We start from the raw sequence: 18,325 nt of genomic DNA, 5'->3' as shown, positions 1-18,325 counted from the left end.
AACAGTGCTATCACAGTTGTTTACTATATCTGGCAGAAGTTCTATCAGAGCTATAAGTATGGCGAAGCAGCTGCTGCAGCGGTTATTCTTTTCTTTATCATTCTGGCATTTACAATGATACAGAAACTTGTTCGCAAACTTATGAGCCGCTAAGCACGGCACCTTTAATATATACCCGATACGGAGGAGTATCATGAAATCAACTAAAGTCTCCAATATAATTTTGGATATATTGAAATTTACAATTCTTATACTTGGCGCCATCATTACTGTGATGCCTTTTGTATGGATGATCTTATCATCACTTAAGACAGCATCAGAGATCACAGCTATACCGCCAACATTTTTCCCTAAGGATCCTCAGTGGAGTAACTACCAGGAGGCATGGAGCAGAGCTCCTTTCCTTAGATATTTTGTCAATACGATCATAGTTGCTGTATGTAGTACTCTTGGCGTTTTGATTACTACAGTTCTTTCAGCATTTGCATTTTCAAGACTTAATTTTCCGGGCAAGAAGCTTGTTTTCGCTCTTCTTATGGCTACACTTATGATTCCCGGAGAGATGCTTGTAATCACAAACTATATCACTGTCTTTAACATGAAGATTGATATCGGTAATATAAGGAGCATGGGAATCCATTTCGTTGATGCCCTTATTATCGAAATCTCCGAATTCCTAAACAGGTACTTCTTGGGAATCAATACCTATGGCGCTCTTATAATCCCGTGGATAGCAAGTGTATTCTATATCTATCTCTTAACACAGTTTTTCATGCAGGTTCCGGATGCTATATATCTGGCTGCTAAAGTTGATAAATGTTCTGACTGGAAATTCATGTGGAAGATCATGGTTCCTATGAACAAACAGGCTATCGTAACAATAGGTATTTTGAACTTTATTAGTAGCTGGAATGCTTTCATGTGGCCACTCCTTGTTACTAACGATCCGAACATGAGAGTATTGTCTAACGGACTTACTCAGTTCCAGTCCGAGGCTGGTTCAGATTATCAGCTTATTATGGCTGCTTCATGTATTCTGGTAATGCCTATTATAATCATCTATCTTTTCCTTAGAAAATATATCATTGAAGGCGTTACAAGATCAGGTCTTAAAGGATAATAAGGTAAAAGTTCATATTGTTTATATACTAGATACGTTCTATAGCTCCATCAGTATCAAGTTATGTACTAACTAAAGGTAGTAAATTGCCAAGAGGCAAGTTAACTATACTAATGCAGATGATTCTGCGCAAATACCGGTATTCGGTACAAAGGAGGATACGTATTATGAAGAAGAAAATCGTTGCATCATTACTTACAGCAGTAATGGCAGCAAGCGCTCTTGCAGGCTGTGCTCAGAAGGTTGATCCTAATGCAGATACAGCAGCTTCAACAGATGAAGCTACACAGGAGACAACACAGGAAGAAGCTACACAGGATGCAGAGAGTACAGATGCTGCTGCAACTTCCGAAGAGAAGACAATCGAGTCTTGCGAAATCACATTCTGGCATGGAATGTCAAATACTCAGGAAGAAGTTCTTACTCAGCTTACAGATGAGTTCAATTCAAGCAATGAGTACGGAATCACAGTAACACTTGTTAACCAGGGTTCATATGGTGATCTTTCTCAGAAGCTTCAGGCAGCTGCAGCAGCTGACGGACTTCCAGATATGGCTCAGGCTTACAACAACTGGCTCAATCCTTATATTGACAAGGTTGTAGACCTTACAGATTTCGTAGAGAACGATTTTGATAACTATGATGATATCATTGAGGCTTATCGTAACGAGTGCAGTGAGTTCGGTTTCATTCACGCTCTTCCTTTCAATAAGTCAACATATGTAATGTTCTATAACAAGACAGTTCTTGATGAACTTGGATTTGAAGCTCCTAAGACATGGGACGATCTTACAACAATAGGTGAAGCTTATGTTGAAAAGTATGGCAACCCGGCATGGGGTGTTGATGACCTTTCTGGTTTTGTAGAGGCTTCTCTTCGTCAGAACGGTGAGAGCTATGTAGATGGTACAGGTGCTCTTTTCAATACTGATGGTGGTCTTGAGACAATGACATATATCATGGACCTTTACAACAACGGATATGCTCGTCTTGTTGGTGAAGACAAGTACTTCTCAAACGTACTTTCTGCACAGTCAATGCTTGGTTACATCGGCTCTTCAACAGGTGCTTCTTACATCACAGCTGATGGCTTTGAACTTGGTGTTTGCCCTGTTCCTTCAAACAAGGAAAGCGCTGCTTACTGCGCAGGTACAAACCTTGTAATGTTCACACAGGATGCTAACAAGCAGCTTGCTGCATTCGAGTACATGAAGTTCCTTACATCTGCAGAATCTACAACAACATGGGCTATCGGAACAGGATACCTTCCTGTAAGAACATCTGCTTATGAGTCAGCAGAGTACCAGGATTTCATGGCTGGTGACGTAACAGCTACAGCTGCTTACGAGCAGTCTGATGCATTCTTCACATCACTTGCATCTTATGATGCTTCTAATGATGTAAGAACAGCTGTAGCAGCTAAGATGGAAGAGCTCATTCTTGAAGGAGCAGATCCTCAGACAGCACTTGATGCTCTTGTAGAAGAGATCAACGCTCAGTTCTGATAATAGTCAGGATCAATATATAAGTATATTTAGCCGGTGCGTATTGCGATGCGCACCGGCTTTTTCTTTTTTCTTTTTTGTTGGCATATAGTTGCTATTATGATAAAATAAAATCTTGCTCTAAAGATGGTTTTTATGAAAGGAGTACTTAATATGACAAAACTTGGATTTTATAACGGACTTCGTGAGATAGGCGGAACCTTTGTGGTTGTAGAGACGGATACCGCCAGATGTATGTTTGATTTTGGTTTTGCCAATGCTGATATTATTGATAATAAGGTCAGCTGCGCTCCTTGCGATATGGCATATTATTATGTTAACCTTGGCATTCTTACGCCAATGGATGGTATTTATGATGATACAACAGCTCATAAGCTTGGACTTAAGTCATATTCTGAAGATACCAAAAAGAATTTCTTTATTATCTCTCACATGCATATAGATCATATGGGCGGACTTGGAATGCTTGATCCTGAAGTTCCGGTATATATGAGCTCAGATTCTCTTAAGCTATACAGAGCTATAGCAAGCACAGGAGAAGCGGAAGTAAGAGAACACAAGAACTGTATTGGAATTGATTATGATAAGACTTTTACAGTAGAAGATATCACTGTAAAGGTAGTTCAGGTAGATCATGATGTTGTTGGTGCATGCGGATTTATTATTGAAACTAAAGACGGAAGCATCTGCTATACTGGCGATTACAGATTTCATGGCTTCCATAGAGATATTACAGAGAATTTTGCCAAAACCTGCCATGGCGCAAATGTGATGATCACAGAAGGCGTTACAGCTAGTTTTGAAGATATAGATATGCTAAGTCTCGAGGAACCTGCAGATATGGGTAACTCAGAAGAAGTAGTAGAAGAATATATGCGTGATAAGATTGCGAATGAAGAAGGGCTTATTGTTATCAACAACTACAATAGGAATGTAGAAAGAATTCACAGACTTATAAACGTATGTAAATCAGAGGGAAGAACACTTGTACTTGAACCTATTCAGGCAGAATATGTACATGCTTTTTATCCGGAAGATGAGATAAGCATCTATGCTCAGAACCTTGATGAGTGCTGCTTTGATATTCCTGATGATTGGAAGAAGGTTAGCAGGAAGGATCTTATTTCTAATCCTTCCAAATATGTCCTTCAGCAGGATTATAAGCATATATATGAACTTATAGATCTTAAAGATGTTCTGTCATTATATGTTCATATGGACGGAGCTCCTCTTGGGGATTATGATCCATCTTATAAAAAGCTTCATGATTTTATGGATAAGCTTGAGATTAACTATGAACATAAGGGAACAGGCGGACATTCAAGACCATATTATCTTCGTTATATGATCGACCATATTGAGCCTGGTACTCTTATTCCGCTTCATTCTTTCAGACCTGAGCAGGTGATGTCAGAACATGCAGGATGCAGGATACTTCCTGAGTATGGAGACTTTTATGAGCTTAAGAATGGAAAGCTTTCCAAAATAAATAATTAAATCGATCATATTCACCAGGGATATGATCAAAAACATATAAAAACGTTTACAAATCCTGGAATAACAAATATTAGATATAAATTTATAGATAATAAAAAAACAGAGTCGGAGATTTATGAGTAATAATAAAACTTTAGATATCATATATACATCAGATACGCACGGACACGTCTATCCGATTGATTATGCAGGTAACAGACCGTGTAATGCAAGTCTTCTAAACATTGCTTCTGAGATTAAAAAGGATGGAAATACACTAATTCTTGATGGTGGAGATTCTTTACAGGGTACGCCTCTTACCCAGTACTATCTATCTAATGCAGATAAGTATGACTATCATCCTATTGCGGAAGCGTTTAATGCAATGGGGCTTGATTTCTTCACACTTGGCAATCATGACTTTAACTTTGGATATGAAGTTATAAGAGACTATTTAAATGCTATGAAAGCAAAATGCCTTTGTGCTAATGTGGAAGATCTTGGCGGAGAATTAAAGCTTTCTAAAACTGCTATAGTAACACTTGAAAATGGCCTTAGGATTGGTCTCTCGGGTGTGGTAACAGATTGGGTCAATGTATGGGAACAGGCTGATAACATAGCCAAAACCAAAGTGACAGATCCAGTTATTGCTGCCAAGAAGGCCCTTGATGAGATCAAAGATAAGTGTGATATTACTGTACTTATATATCATGGAGGTCTTGAAGAAAATCCTGCAACTGGTCAGAAAATGTCTGATACTACTGAAAATGTAGGCTGTAAGATTGCTCATGAACAGGATTGGGATATACTTCTTACAGGGCATCAGCATATAGCTAATGAGAAGTTTGTGATAGATAATACTTTTGCTGTTCAGCCTCCTGCTAAAGCGGAAAAGTATATTTCCATGCATGCTGAAACAAGTGATGATGGTCTTCTTGTAACATCAAAGCTTGTAAGTACAGGAGATGTGCATGAAGAGACAGCATACAATAAGATGCTGCAGCTTGAAGAAGATGTTCAAAGATGGCTGGATATTCCTATAGGATCATTGAAAGATCCAATTGATCCTGAAGAAAAGCTTTATGCGGCTCTTCATGGAAGCAGACTTGCTGCTATTTTTAATCAGACACAGCTTGAGTGGAGCGGGGCAGACTTTTCCTGCACAAGCCTTGGTAACGATCCACTTGGACTTAAGAAGGAAGTTACTATAAGAGATATATGTGCTGTATATCCTTTTTCAAATACGGTATTTGTAGTAGAAGTGACCAAAAAGACCATAAAAGAATCTCTTGAACGTGTGGCTTCATATTTTACTTTGGTTGATGGTAATCCCCAGGTTTCCAAGGAATTTTTAGAGCCTAAGATCGAACATTATAATTATGACTATTATGCCGGTCTTGATTATGAATTTGATCTGACACGTCCTGTAGGTGAAAGAGTAGTAAAGATGCTTCGCCTTGATGGCACAGAGCTTTCTGATACTGATACCTATACTCTTGTAACAAGTAATTACAGGGCAACAGGAACGGGCGGCTATAAGGCTATAGGAAACAGCCGCGTTATAAGAAACAGTACTGAAGAAATGCCGGATCTGTTACAGGAATTTATACAAAAAAATTCTCCACTTGGAGATATTGTGAATTCCAGAATAAGAATAGTTTATTAAAAACTATAATATTTATCTTTATTTTCAAAAAACGGGATACAGTATAAGGATTTAGTGATATACTGTTAGAGATGCTTGCGAAAAGGGACAATAATCCTATGAAAATAACAAGATTCTTCAATAAAGATAATGATGTTTTTAACAATTATCGTGATAGAATAAATGAACTTAATTATAACAGGGTAGGGCAGTTATCCTTGATGGGAGCAACACTTCCCATTTTGGCTGTATTGTTTTTTGCCGCAAAAGGAGATTGTGAAGGTTGTGTAGAATCAGCCATAATCATGATCTATTTTGCGATTTTTAGAATCGTTTATAATATACGAGGAAGCTACAAGCCTTTTAAACATTCTATTCTTATCTTTTACCTCGTTATAATTCCTATTCTCTTATTTGCATCATTTGTTGATGCTTATTATGATCCTCATGAAGAAGGGTTTACTTCACTTATCTTTTTGTGTGTGATCCCGTGTCTTATCCTTGACAGACCGTTAAGACTTGCGATATTTTTGATGCTTCTTTCAATAGGAGATATATTTATATTCCGGATGTTTAATGAAAGCGCAGTGTTAGAAGCCTTTGAATCACATGTTGCAGTAGCGCTTATTGTATCGTTCGTTATTTCCGGATATGTACTTAAGATTCAGATAGAGAATGTCAGACGAGGCGAGACACTTGCATATCAGTCTGAGCACGATGGAATGACAGGTCTTTTTAATAGGGCGGGCGGAGAGAAGAGAATCTCCGAATACCTTGAAGAGGGCTGTAATGGCTTCTTTTACCTTATAGATGTAGACAATTTTAAATTTGTAAATGATGCTTATGGTCATGATATAGGAGATGAAGTCCTTGAAGATATATCAGGAATCCTTACAGAGTCTGCCGGAGATAAGGATGTCATTATGAGAATCGGCGGCGATGAATTCGTAGGATTTGCTGAAGGCGTTTATACAGAAGAGATGATCCAGAGAAGATTTGAAAGAATTCAAAGCGGTCTTAGATGGACAAGATTCTTCAGAGAATATAAGCAGAAGATAACCCTTTCAATGGGAGCTGTCATTTTGGATGGTAAAACAGATTATACATATAAGACTTTGTATAAGACAGCTGATGAGCTTTTATATACGTCAAAACGAAATGGTAAAAATGTAATGACTGCACAGTGATGTGCAGTCATTTTTTTATTTATAAAGCTGAAATTTGCTGCTTTGAATCTTTTTTATAAAGCTGAACTTTGCTGCTTTGAATCTTTTTTACAAAGCTGAACTTTGCTGCTCTGCATCTGTCTTTTTACAGTGCCTGTATTCTTTGGGAGTTACTCCCGTATATTTTTTGAATACGGAATTAAAATAACTTTGCGATGAAAATCCAAGGTTGTAGCATAGGTCAGAATAAGAAATATCGCTTTCTCTAAGCTGTTTTCTGGCAATATCTATTCTTTGATACTGAACATATTCGCAGAAATTCATGCCAGTCTCTTTGGTGAAAAGGTATGACAGATACTTGGGCGATATATTAATGCTTTCAGCCACAAACTGTAATGATATCTTATCTTTGATATTTTCTGATATAACATCTATGGCATTCTTTATAACAGGTGAATATGATCTGGCGGCAGGATCCTTGTTTTCCCTGTTCTTATTATATTCTTTAAGAATATCTTCAGATGAAGGGGGCTCTACTCCAAATAATCTCATTATGAATGAAATGCTCATTATAAAACTGTTTATAGATGTATCAGCAAGAAGGTTAATGACTTTATTATTAAAGTCTGACCAGATATAACCGTTAAAGCTAAAGTCTTCTATTTCTTCTTCTTTTTCTTTATTAATATCATGTAAGACCGGGCCTATTATGATACTCTCTCTTACCTTTGAAGTATTTCCTGTATTAAAGAAGAAATAAAACTCATGCGAATAATCCTGCAAAAGCTCCCAGGTATACTTTCTATCACCAATCTCATATTTTTGTACAAGACAGGTGGAAAGGTCTATTAGATTGAGAAGTGAATTAGAGAAATTGGTATTAACTATAGATCCGTCTTTGAATAGCCATACAGGTATATAAGTTGAATCATAGTAGTAGCCAAGAACTTTGAAAATTTCCTTTTCATTTATAGATGCCATCTGTATTCCCCTATACAGAATATACTCTTTCGAAAAAAGTAGTAATAAAGTAAGCTAAAGACTTTCGAAAGTGCAACCCTTTTTTGCGCAAAACCTTTTCAATGAAACAATTCTAGCATATGATTTTCGAAAAATAAATACCAATCAATGAATAATGCACAAATAAATGCAGTTTTACATTGCAATATAGAGCAATATGACGGATGAAATACTGAAATGTTTTAGAAAAACCTAAAAAGAACAGTTAAATTGCTGACGATTTTGATATTTTATGTGGAAATATTGATATAATATCTTTTTCCAAAAAGCTATTATTAGTATATGAAATATAACTGTTGATGTGGTCGGTTTCTATGGAAATGCGTGTTCTTGCGCTTGCGAAAATAGGAGCGCACCGCAAAGGAGCGTGGAAACTTGAACCAAACAAAAAGAGGGAGGGAATTTAATGAAAAGAAACATGCAAAAGTTAATGTCGATTCTGGCTGTTTCAACCCTGAGTATTAGCATGCTGGCAGGTTGCGGAGATTCGACAGGTACGGCTGGCACAGGAACTTCAACTGATAACACGACTGCTACCGGCACAGAAACAGCGGACAATGCAGCAACTACAGCTGAAGAGACAACCTCAGAGACAACCGAGAATACTACCGCAGATGCATCAACTCTTACAGAACTTCCAAGAACAGAAACTTTATATTTTGGCGGATATCAGTATGGTGTAATCAATGATTACAACCCTATGTCCTCCAACTCTAACAACTGGGCTATTGCAGCATCTGATTTCTCACGTGAGATCATGTATGAGACCCTGTATATGTGGAATCCTACAGATGGTCAGATGTATCCGCTTCTTGCACTTGATCAGCCCGAGATCACAGATACAGATATCACAGTTAAACTTAATCCTGATGCCAAGTGGTCTGATGGAACACAGGTTACTGCAACCGACGTAGCAGCAACAATCAATGCACATATTGAATATGAGTCACCTACAGGTGCTGATATGATCAATTACATTACAGGAGCAGAGGTTGTAGATGAGACTACAGTAGTCCTTAAAATGGCTCTTGGCGATGATGGCAAGTCAGTTAACCCTCTTCTTTCAGAGCGTTATCTTACAATGCTTTATATCATGAATGCAGATTATATTCAGACAGTTGTTGAAAGAAACGGCGGTAATGCAGATGACATTAAGCTTGATAAGATGGAAGATGCTGTTTATTCAGGACCTTATGGCCCATTCCTTGCTAATGATCAGGTTGTTGCCTATGTAAGAAATGATAATTATTGGGGACAGGCAGAATCCATGTGGGGCAAGCTTCCTACACCTACATATCTTGCTCATACAATCTATGAAGACAACAACGCTACACTTACAGCTCTTAAGAATGGCGATGTTGATATGGATCAGCAGTACATCCCTAATGTTCAGACACTTTGGGAAGATGATGGACTTCCGATCTCAACATATATGGAAGATGCTCCTTATGGTGTAGGTCTTGTAATGCCTTCAATCTTCTTCAATATGGAAAAAGAAGGACTTGATCAGGTTGCAGTTCGTAAGGCTATAGCAATGGCTACAGATTATGAACAGATCATTTCTTCAGCTATGACAGGTCAGTCAGCTACATTTGATCAGGTACCTCGTTCACTCATGAATACAACAGATGCTGAGCAGTCACTTGTTGATCAGTCAGCTCTTACAGAGTATCAGTGGGATAATGCAGATGTAGACGGTGCAAACGCACTTCTTGATGAGGCCGGAATCGTTGATACAGATGGAGACGGAATCCGTGAATACAACGGAACAAATCTTTCCTTCCAGGTTGAGTGTCCTACAGGTTGGTCAGACTGGAATGCAGCTCTTGAAGTTGTAGCAGCAGCTGGAGCTGAAATCGGTATAGAGCTTAATACATATTTCCCTGAAACAACTGTATGGTATACAGATGTTACAACTGGAAACTTTGATATCATCATGTACTCACCTTCAGGAACAGGTGTAGCTCTTCCTTATCTTCGTGGAATGTTCTACATGAGTTCTACATACAATGATCTTGAAGTTAATGCAAGTGGTAACTTCGGTCACTATGTAAATGAAGAAGCAGATGAGATTCTTGCAGCTATTCCTTTCATGACAGATGAAGCTGAGCTTATCGAAGCTTATACAAGACTTTCTCAGATACTCCTTGAGGATTGTCCTGCAGTAGCACTTATGTATCGTCCTCAGTGGTTCTATGAGATCAATGAAACACACTGGACAGGATTCCCGATTGATGGCGACGGATCTAACATTCCTGCACTTACATGTAGTGATGGTTATGGTATAGCAGGTCTTTACCAGCTCGAATCAACAGGAGAATAAGATAATATTAAATATCAGATAACTGAATAGGTTCTGATAGAAAAGGACTTTTGTATGGCGGCCGGATGTCATATGTCCGGCCGCATTTTTTATCCAAAAATAGCATGTAAAATGTGGGCAGGAGGTCTTTATGAAAGGTTTGAGAAAGTACTATGGTCAAAAGATAATGTGGTATCTTCTGACCTTCATATGTGCTGTTGTACTAAATTTTGTATTGCCCCGTCTTATGCCTGGTGATCCGGTGGCGGCAATAACAGCAAATGCAACGTCAGGTATGACGAGTTCAGTAGCTATACAAAAAGTATATGAAGATTATGCCGAGAAATTCGGAACTAATCTTCCAATGTGGCAACAGTTTTTCAAATGGGCAGGAAATGCATTAAAGGGTGATTTTGGAATTTCTTTTACACAATATCCAAGAACAGTATCAGATATTATTGGAAGCGCAGTAGGATGGACACTGGCATTGCAGCTTCCGGCTATCATAATAGGATGGCTTATAGGTAACCTTCTTGGTGCTATAGCAGCATATAAGAAAGGTATCATGGATAAAGTTATTCTTCCAGTATTTCTTTTTGTAAGTAATGTTCCGGCATTTGGTATGGCAGTAGTTCTTCTTTTCATCTTCTCCGTAAAACTCGGAATAGCACCTGCTGCAGGCGGATATCAGTCAAGCCTTATACCAAGCTTTAACTGGACATTCGTTAAATCTGTAATCTCTCATTATCAGCTTCCGTTCTTCTCAATTGTACTCGTTACTATAGGTGGTCAGGCTATAGGTATGAGATCAATGTCTATATATGAACTTAATGCTGATTATGTAAAATATAGCCGTTTCCTTGGCATCAAAGACAGAAAAATAGTTCGTTATGTGTTTAGAAACGCAATGCTTCCTCAGATCACAGGACTTGCACTTTCACTTGGAACCATGATGGGTGGTGCTCTTGTATCAGAGATGGTCTTCTCTTATCCGGGACTTGGAACAGTAATGCTACAGGCAGTCGCAGGCCAGGATTATCCGCTTCTTTCAGCGTGTACACTTCTTATAACGATAATGGTTCTTATTGCGAATCTGGCTGTAGAGCTTATATATGGCCTGATCGATCCACGTGTCAAGGCTGCACAGCAGGATTAAGGGAGGGCTTTAGATGAAAAATACACTAAGACAGGTTTTCCATTCAGGAAAATTTATAGTTGGTTTTGTGATATTCATGTTCATTCTTTTGACAATTATTATATATCCTATATTTGTCACTAATAATCCGCTTGAGATGGTAGGACAGGGTGCTTTCTATCCTCCTGGAACTTATATCAATACACAAAATGTCATTGCAGAAGGCTCTGAGTATACTCTTAATATAGATGCCAAAGAGGCCCTTCTTGAAAGTAAACTTGATGTAACTACAAGAGCAACAATGGCAGAGTGGTTGGAAAAATATGGCGGAGTTGATATATCAAGTATAGATGTAACTGATGCAGAAGCTCTTATAGCATTATGGGAAGCGACATATGATCCTGATGAAAAAATAGCTGGAATGAGCGTCTCACAGACTCGTGCATATAAAAGACTTGATCAGCAGATAGATGGTATTCTTGAAGATACTGATGTGATCATAGCTACTGAGGATGAAGAGACAGGAGAGCTTGTAGAGTCAGAAACCTTTGACAGTAAAGACTATGCAAGAGTATCTGAGATAGCAAACCAAAGAACCTTTGTTCTTGGAACAGATAACTTTGGTAGAGATGTTCTTACAGAGATGGTTGCAGCTACAAAAACATCACTTGGTATAGGTCTTCTTGCAGGTGTTATTGCTACCTTCATAGGCCTTTTCCTTGGACTTTTAGCAGGATATGTTGGCGGAACTGTTGATAATGTCATTCTCTTTTTTACAAACCTCTTTACAGTAATACCTTCATTCGTACTTCTCATCCTTATCTCTTACAGCGTAGGTGATGCTCAAAGAGGTACTACGATGATAGGAATCCTTATCGGTATTACAGCTTGGCCTTGGACAACACGTTCTGTAAGATCACAGGTTATATCTCTTAGAAACAGAGACCATGTAAATCTCTCTAAGCTGTCAGGTCACAGCATGATGAGAATTATCTTAACAGATATCCTTCCTTATGTTGCATCTTATGTTGTTATGGCATTCATACTTCAGATTTCATCAGGTATTCTTTCTGAAGCACAGCTTTCCATGATAGGACTTGGACCTGCAACCACAAAGGTAGCAACTCTTGGTCTTATGATGAACTGGGCTACGCAGTACAGCGCACATCTTAACGGATCATGGTGGGCTTACTTCCCTGTAGTACTTGTCATTGCACTTATTTCATTCTCGCTTAACCTTATGAATACCGGACTTGATCAGGTATTTAATCCACAGCTCAGAGATTGATAGTAATTACTAAGGTTAAAGAAATTTTGAGCGGTGTGCTTAATATCTTTTGCCAAAAAAATTAAGCATAAATAAACAGATAGGTGCATATAGTTCAGATACTTATTGAAAAAGAAAGACGAGGAATTAAATATGGGAAAAGTTATGCTTGAGGTTAATCACCTCAAAACCAAATATATAACAAGATTCCATGAAGATGTATATGCCGTTGATGATGTATCACTTAAGATTGAAGAAGGAAAGTCTCTTGGCATAGCAGGTGAATCAGGATGTGGTAAATCAACACTTGCCCTGTCACTTATGGGCTATTACTTTGCGCCACTTCATTATATAAGCGGAGATATAATCGTAGATGGCAGGAATATATCAGGAATGAAGCCTGATGATGTAAGACGTAAGATCCTTGGTAATGAAATTGCCTATATTCCACAGGCTGCCATGAATGCTCTTAATCCTACATCCAAGATCATAAGATTCATTGAAGATGTAATCAAGGCTCATGGAATCAAGATGACCAAGAAAGAAATATATGATATGGCAAGAGAACGTTTTGCAGAGCTTGGTCTTCCGGAAGAAGTGCTTGGAAGATATGCTGTTGAGCTTTCAGGAGGTATGAAGCAAAGAACAGTTATAGCTATATCTACAATTCTTTCACCAAAGGTTCTTATAGCAGATGAGCCGTCATCAGCCCTTGATGTTACATCTCAGAAGATGGTAATCAAGATGATGAGAGAACTTATGGAAAAGGGTTATATCAAGTCCATGATCTTCATAACACATGAGCTTCCACTTCTTTATAACGTAACTGATGATATAGCAGTTATGTACGCTGGTCAGTTTGTAGAACAGGGTACAGCTCAGCAGATGGTATTCGATCCGGTTCATCCTTATGCAAAAGGACTTATGGGTTCTATCATAGTACCAGAGGAAGGAATGAAAACCCATGCACTTACAGCACTAAAGGGTACTCCTCCAAACCTTAAGAATCCACCTAAGGGATGCAGATTTGCTGACAGATGTCCTTATGCAACACCTACATGTACAGCACTTGCACCCGATCCGAAAACATTTGATACAGACCGCATGTACAGATGCCTTATGTCTGTACGTAAATTAAGGGAGGTATATGGTAATGGAAATAGTACAGAATCAGAATCAGAGCCAGAACCAGAATTCGTCTAAAACTGAAAAGAAGCCCTGCTTAAGCGGCCGTGGCATTACAAAGGTTTTTGGTATTGGTAAAAATCAAAATACAGCAGTAGATCATGTGGATTTTGACTTCAATGAAGGAGAGATCATATCAATAGTAGGAGAATCAGGAAGTGGTAAGACTACACTTTCCAAAATGCTCCTTGGACTTATCAGTGTAACTGAAGGGGAGATATTATATCAGGGTAAGCCACGTGATATCTCAACTGCTGCTAAGAAAAAAGAATATTGGAAGAACATACAGCCTATTTTCCAGGATCCATTTGCATCCTACAACATGTTCTATAAGATTGATGCAGTTCTTGATGACTGTCTTAATATGAAGGGTTTCAAGAATCTTCCCAAAGAACAGAAGATTCAGATGAAGACTGAGGCTTGCAGCTTCGTAAATCTTAAGTATGCTGAGCTTACCAATAAGTATCCGTTCGAGCTTTCAGGTGGTCAGATGCAGAGACTTATGATAGCAAGAATATTCTTATTAAAGCCCAAGATTCTTATGGCTGATGAGCCTACGTCCATGATAGATGCATGTTCACGTGCTACAATCCTTGATATGCTTTTAAAGCTTAGAGATGAGATCAATATGACAGTTATCTTCATCACACATGATATAGGACTTGCATATTATATCTCTGATAAGGTTTATATCATGGAGCATGGAAAGTTTGTAGAGCATGGAACGGCAGAAGAGTGCATTATCAATCCTAAAGCGGATTATACCAAGCGCCTTATAAGCGATGTACCAAAGATTTATGAAAAGTGGGATTTGGATACGGTCTGAAGTACATCCCTGTACTTCTAAACAGGTACAAAAAGAGGATCTTTACGATCCTCTTTTTGTAGGGGAAAATTCTATAGATTTGTAGGTTGACGGGGGAATTTTTGCTCACTAGTATGAATTATAGAGGAATTAGATGTTAATGATTCCAGTTGAAATATGCAAGTGACTTCGAAAGATATTTGGTGGCTAATAAAAGTTGCATGACAAAATAAATATCTATATTTCAGGTGGAGATTTGTTTTGAGGAGGTAGTGATTTGGTAAAGATATCTATTGATAAGAAATGGAAAATGCGTACTGTTTCATCCAAGAATAATGGTAAATGGATAAAAGCAGTCGTTCCGGGAAGTGTATATACTGATCTTCTTAGAGAAGGTCAGATGGAAGATCCTTTCTTTAAGGACAATGAAGATAAGGCACTTGCCTTAATGGACAATGATTTTGAGTATGAGACTTCATTTGATGCATCGAAATCTTTTTTGTCATCTTATGATCAGATCCTGCATTTCGATGGTCTTGATACTATCGCAGATGTATTTCTTAATGGTCATAAGCTTGGCAGTACTGAAAATATGCACCGAATGTATGAATTTAATATAAAAGGTATAGTCAAAGAGAAGGCTAATAAGCTTCTTGTATTATTCCACTCGCCTAATAAATATATAGAAGAGGCTCTGAAAAAAGACTATGTAGACGGTTCATCTGATGCCATGCCTGGCTTTCCTCATATAAGAAAGACACATTCAAGCTTTGGCTGGGACTGGGGCGCACATCTTCCTGATGCTGGAATATACAGACCTGTGTATCTCATAGGATCTGGCAGCGTCAGAATTGACAGTGTTCAGATACTTCAAAAGCATATAGCTGTAAAGGATGCCAAAGGAAGTAGAAAGCAGGGGAAGAAAGCAGCAAGTAAAGTATCAGCTAAGAATGCTCCTGATAACATAACAAATGTTAAGCTTTCATTTAAGCCTGAGCTCTTTATTAATAGCGCTGATATGTCTGATCTTGAAGCTACGCTTTCAGAGCTGACATATGATGTTAAAGTTACAGGACCTGATGGCAAAGAGTATAAGAGCAAAGAATTCAAGATGTTCCCATCTGCAAGCAGAAATCTTTCAGCAGACAAGAAGTTATCTTTAGGAGCACTTGATGCTGAGATGACAGAACTTGAAAAGGCAGATGGTCTTGTGGGCGTAAGAGTAGGAGCGCAGAAGGCGCTTGAAGCTCTCACAATAGAAGATGCCAAGATCTGGTGGCCTGCAGGCTACGGCGAGCATCCGCTTTATGATGTGGAAGTTACAGTATATGAAGCCGGTCAGAAGATCGACTCCTGGGCAAGGAAGATAGGACTTAGAACAATAGATCTTAATCTTAAAAAAGGGAATAAAGCCAAAGACTTTGCAATAAGAGTTAACGGCTATCCTATCTTTGCCATGGGTGCTGACTATATTCCTGAAGATCATCTTCTTGGAAGAGTAAATCCAAAGACAACACGAGCTCTTTTGGAAAAAGCAGTATTTGCTAATCATAACTGCATAAGAGTATGGGGCGGTGGATATTATCCTGAAGACTGGTTTTATGAGATGTGCGACGAGCTTGGCCTTGTTGTATGGCAGGATATGATGTTCGCTTGTGCTGTATATCATTTGACACAAAAATTTGAAAATAATATAAAAGAAGAATTCAGACAGAATCTAAGAAGACTTCGTCATCATGCAAGTCTTGGCCTTATCTGTGGCAACAATGAGATGGAAATGTTTGTAGACAGAGGCGTTTGGGTTCATTCCAAGGAAGAAGTTCGTGACTATACATTCATGTACGAGCGCATAATCCCGGGAATGCTTTCAGAAATTGCACCGCAGGTATCTTACTGGCCATCAAGTCCTTCATCAGGAGGTTCATTTGATGAGCCTTGGAGTGAGGGAAGAGGAGATCAGCATTACTGGGATGTATGGCATGGTGATAAGCCTTTTACCGAATACAGAAAGTTTAAGTTCCGCTTCTTATCAGAGTTCGGCTTCCAGAGCTTTCCGCTTAGAAAGACTGTTGATGCTATTACAGATGCAGAAGAAGACAGAAATATCTTTTCCTACGTAATGGAAAGACATCAGAGGAACGGCGCAGCTAATGGTAAGATCATGAATTATATGCAGCAGACCTATCGTTATCCTTCTGATTTCGATACGACCTTGTATGCATCACATATGCTGCAGGCGGACGGAATAAGGCTTGGAATCGAACACTTCAGGCGCTATAGAGGCCAGTGTATGGGCGCAGTTGTATGGCAGCTCAATGACTGCTGGCCGGTGGCATCCTGGTCTTCAATCGACTATTGTGGCAGACTCAAGGCCCTTCATTACGCAGAAAAAAGAGCTTTCGCGCCTCTCATGATATCTTGCGAAGAAAACGGACGCATTAACTCAGGAAAAGCAGTTAATGAGATGCCCAAGGATTTCGAAAAGTCAATAAGACTGTGCGTAGCCAATGAAAGCATGGAAGATAAGAAAGTTACTGTAGTGTGGGAACTTAGAAATGCTGATGGAATGCCTGCAAGTAAGAGAGTAGGAGATGATAACTTAGAAGGAAGAAAGGCTCTAGGAAAGGCTTCATCAAGATCAAAGAAGATATCACTATATCCTGTATCGGGATCTAAGAAGATTACAGTTCCTGCGCTTTCATCAGTATGGCTTGATAAGGTGGATATGACGGGAGTAGATGAGTTTACCCAGTATGTAAGTTATCATCTTCTTGATGAAAATGATGAGGAGATTTCATCAGGCACAGTTATATTCTCTCTTCCTAAGTACTTTAAGTATGAAAATCCAGATCTTAAGGCAAAGGTCAAAGGAGATACGATCACTATTACTTCAAGCGCCTATGCTAAGGGAGTAGAGATACTTAATGATAACGAAGATATTATCCTTTCAGATAACTATTTTGATATGGATAAGGGTACAAAGACAGTCAGGATCATATCTGGAAGCACAGATAATTTAAGGCTTAGAAGTGTTTATGATATAAGATAACGCAAATTAAGATTGCTTATTATAAGCGAAGTTTGAGTAAGAAAGATAAAGGGCGATGCCAATTGGCATCGCCCTAAATTATGCGCAAGTACTACATAAGAATTTTATCATAGTAAAATGTTAGCTGATCATTCAAGTACTACATAAGAATTTTATCATAGTAAAATGTTAGCGGATCATCCAAGTGCTACATCAAGAGTCATCATAAGTGTAAATCCAAGTGCGAACATTACGGTACTTACATTTGTGTGCTTACCTGATGCCATCTCCGGAATAAGCTCCTCAATTACTACATACATCATAGCTCCTGCAGCAAAGCACAGAAGATAAGGAAGAATCGGAACTACCAGGCTTGCAAGAAGGATAGTTACAATAGTTCCTATCGGTTCAACAAGGCCAGATAGAACTCCGCTTATAAATGCCCTTGTTCTTGTCTCTCCTTTACTTCTAAGCGGCATAGATATTATAGCGCCTTCAGGGAAGTTCTGGATTGCAATACCAAGCGCCAGAGCAAGAGCTCCTGCAGAAGTAATTCCGCCAGTGCCTGACAGCCATCCTGCATATACAACACCAACAGCCATACCCTCAGGTATGTTATGGAGTGTAACTGCAAGAACCATCATTGTCGTTTTCTTAAAATTGGATTTTAA

The 18,325-nt window shown here is 38.7% G+C and carries 13 protein-coding genes; 11 read left to right on the top strand and 2 right to left on the bottom strand.

The window, feature by feature from the left end; genetic code table 11:
* Positions 1-193 precede the first annotated feature (193 nt).
* The 5 genes from K6G87_RS01665 to K6G87_RS01645 all read left to right on the top strand — a co-directional run bounded on the left by K6G87_RS01665 (position 194) and on the right by K6G87_RS01645 (position 6,933).
* The gene (locus K6G87_RS01665; protein ID WP_296833015.1) at positions 194-1,120 is read left to right on the top strand and encodes a carbohydrate ABC transporter permease; all 927 of its coding nucleotides are present in this window, start codon (positions 194-196) and stop codon (positions 1,118-1,120) included.
* A gap of 167 nt (positions 1,121-1,287) precedes the next feature.
* The gene (locus K6G87_RS01660) at positions 1,288-2,625 is read left to right on the top strand and encodes an ABC transporter substrate-binding protein (protein WP_296833012.1); all 1,338 of its coding nucleotides are present in this window, start codon (positions 1,288-1,290) and stop codon (positions 2,623-2,625) included.
* Between the two features lie 135 nt (positions 2,626-2,760).
* A complete protein-coding gene (locus K6G87_RS01655; RefSeq protein ID WP_296833009.1) occupies positions 2,761-4,122 on the top strand; it encodes an MBL fold metallo-hydrolase in 1,362 nt (453 codons plus the stop codon).
* Positions 4,123-4,237: 115 nt separating this feature from the next.
* Entirely contained in the window at positions 4,238-5,767 is a 1,530-nt protein-coding gene (locus K6G87_RS01650) for a bifunctional metallophosphatase/5'-nucleotidase (protein WP_296833006.1), read from the top strand.
* 98 nt (positions 5,768-5,865) lie between these two features.
* Positions 5,866-6,933, top strand: a complete 1,068-nt coding sequence (locus tag K6G87_RS01645; protein ID WP_296833003.1) for a GGDEF domain-containing protein — start codon at positions 5,866-5,868, stop codon at positions 6,931-6,933.
* A gap of 87 nt (positions 6,934-7,020) precedes the next feature.
* Here the strand turns inward: K6G87_RS01645 and K6G87_RS01640 are convergent, their stop codons facing one another.
* Positions 7,021-7,893, bottom strand: a complete 873-nt coding sequence (locus K6G87_RS01640; protein ID WP_296833000.1) for a helix-turn-helix transcriptional regulator — start codon at positions 7,891-7,893, stop codon at positions 7,021-7,023.
* Positions 7,894-8,338: 445 nt separating this feature from the next.
* On the opposite strand from K6G87_RS01640, the gene K6G87_RS01635 reads away from it, so the two are divergent.
* The 6 genes from K6G87_RS01635 (at position 8,339) to K6G87_RS01610 (ending at position 17,675) form a co-directional block, all read left to right on the top strand.
* The gene (locus tag K6G87_RS01635) at positions 8,339-10,255 is read left to right on the top strand and encodes an ABC transporter substrate-binding protein (protein ID WP_296832998.1); all 1,917 of its coding nucleotides are present in this window, start codon (positions 8,339-8,341) and stop codon (positions 10,253-10,255) included.
* 130 nt (positions 10,256-10,385) lie between these two features.
* Positions 10,386-11,390: an ABC transporter permease gene (locus tag K6G87_RS01630; RefSeq protein ID WP_296832995.1), complete on the top strand. Its 1,005-nt coding sequence runs from the start codon at positions 10,386-10,388 to the stop codon at positions 11,388-11,390.
* A 13-nt stretch (positions 11,391-11,403) separates the two neighbouring features.
* The gene (locus tag K6G87_RS01625; RefSeq protein WP_296832992.1) at positions 11,404-12,657 is read left to right on the top strand and encodes an ABC transporter permease; all 1,254 of its coding nucleotides are present in this window, start codon (positions 11,404-11,406) and stop codon (positions 12,655-12,657) included.
* Between the two features lie 132 nt (positions 12,658-12,789).
* Complete coding sequence (locus K6G87_RS01620; protein ID WP_296832990.1) at positions 12,790-13,839, top strand: ABC transporter ATP-binding protein; 1,050 nt, start codon at positions 12,790-12,792, stop codon at positions 13,837-13,839.
* Positions 13,790-14,647, top strand: a complete 858-nt coding sequence (locus tag K6G87_RS01615) for an ABC transporter ATP-binding protein (RefSeq protein WP_296832987.1) — start codon at positions 13,790-13,792, stop codon at positions 14,645-14,647. Before K6G87_RS01620 ends, K6G87_RS01615 begins: the two co-directional genes overlap by 50 nt.
* A gap of 256 nt (positions 14,648-14,903) precedes the next feature.
* Positions 14,904-17,675, top strand: a complete 2,772-nt coding sequence (locus K6G87_RS01610; protein WP_296832985.1) for a beta-mannosidase — start codon at positions 14,904-14,906, stop codon at positions 17,673-17,675.
* Positions 17,676-17,851: 176 nt separating this feature from the next.
* Here K6G87_RS01610 and K6G87_RS01605 read toward each other — a convergent pair.
* Positions 17,852-18,325, bottom strand: a 474-nt coding sequence (locus tag K6G87_RS01605; protein WP_296832982.1) for a ZIP family metal transporter, incomplete at its 5' end; no start/stop codon positions are given.

The organism is Butyrivibrio sp., from assembly GCF_024699075.1.
This window is presented reverse-complemented; position numbering and strand designations above follow the sequence as displayed.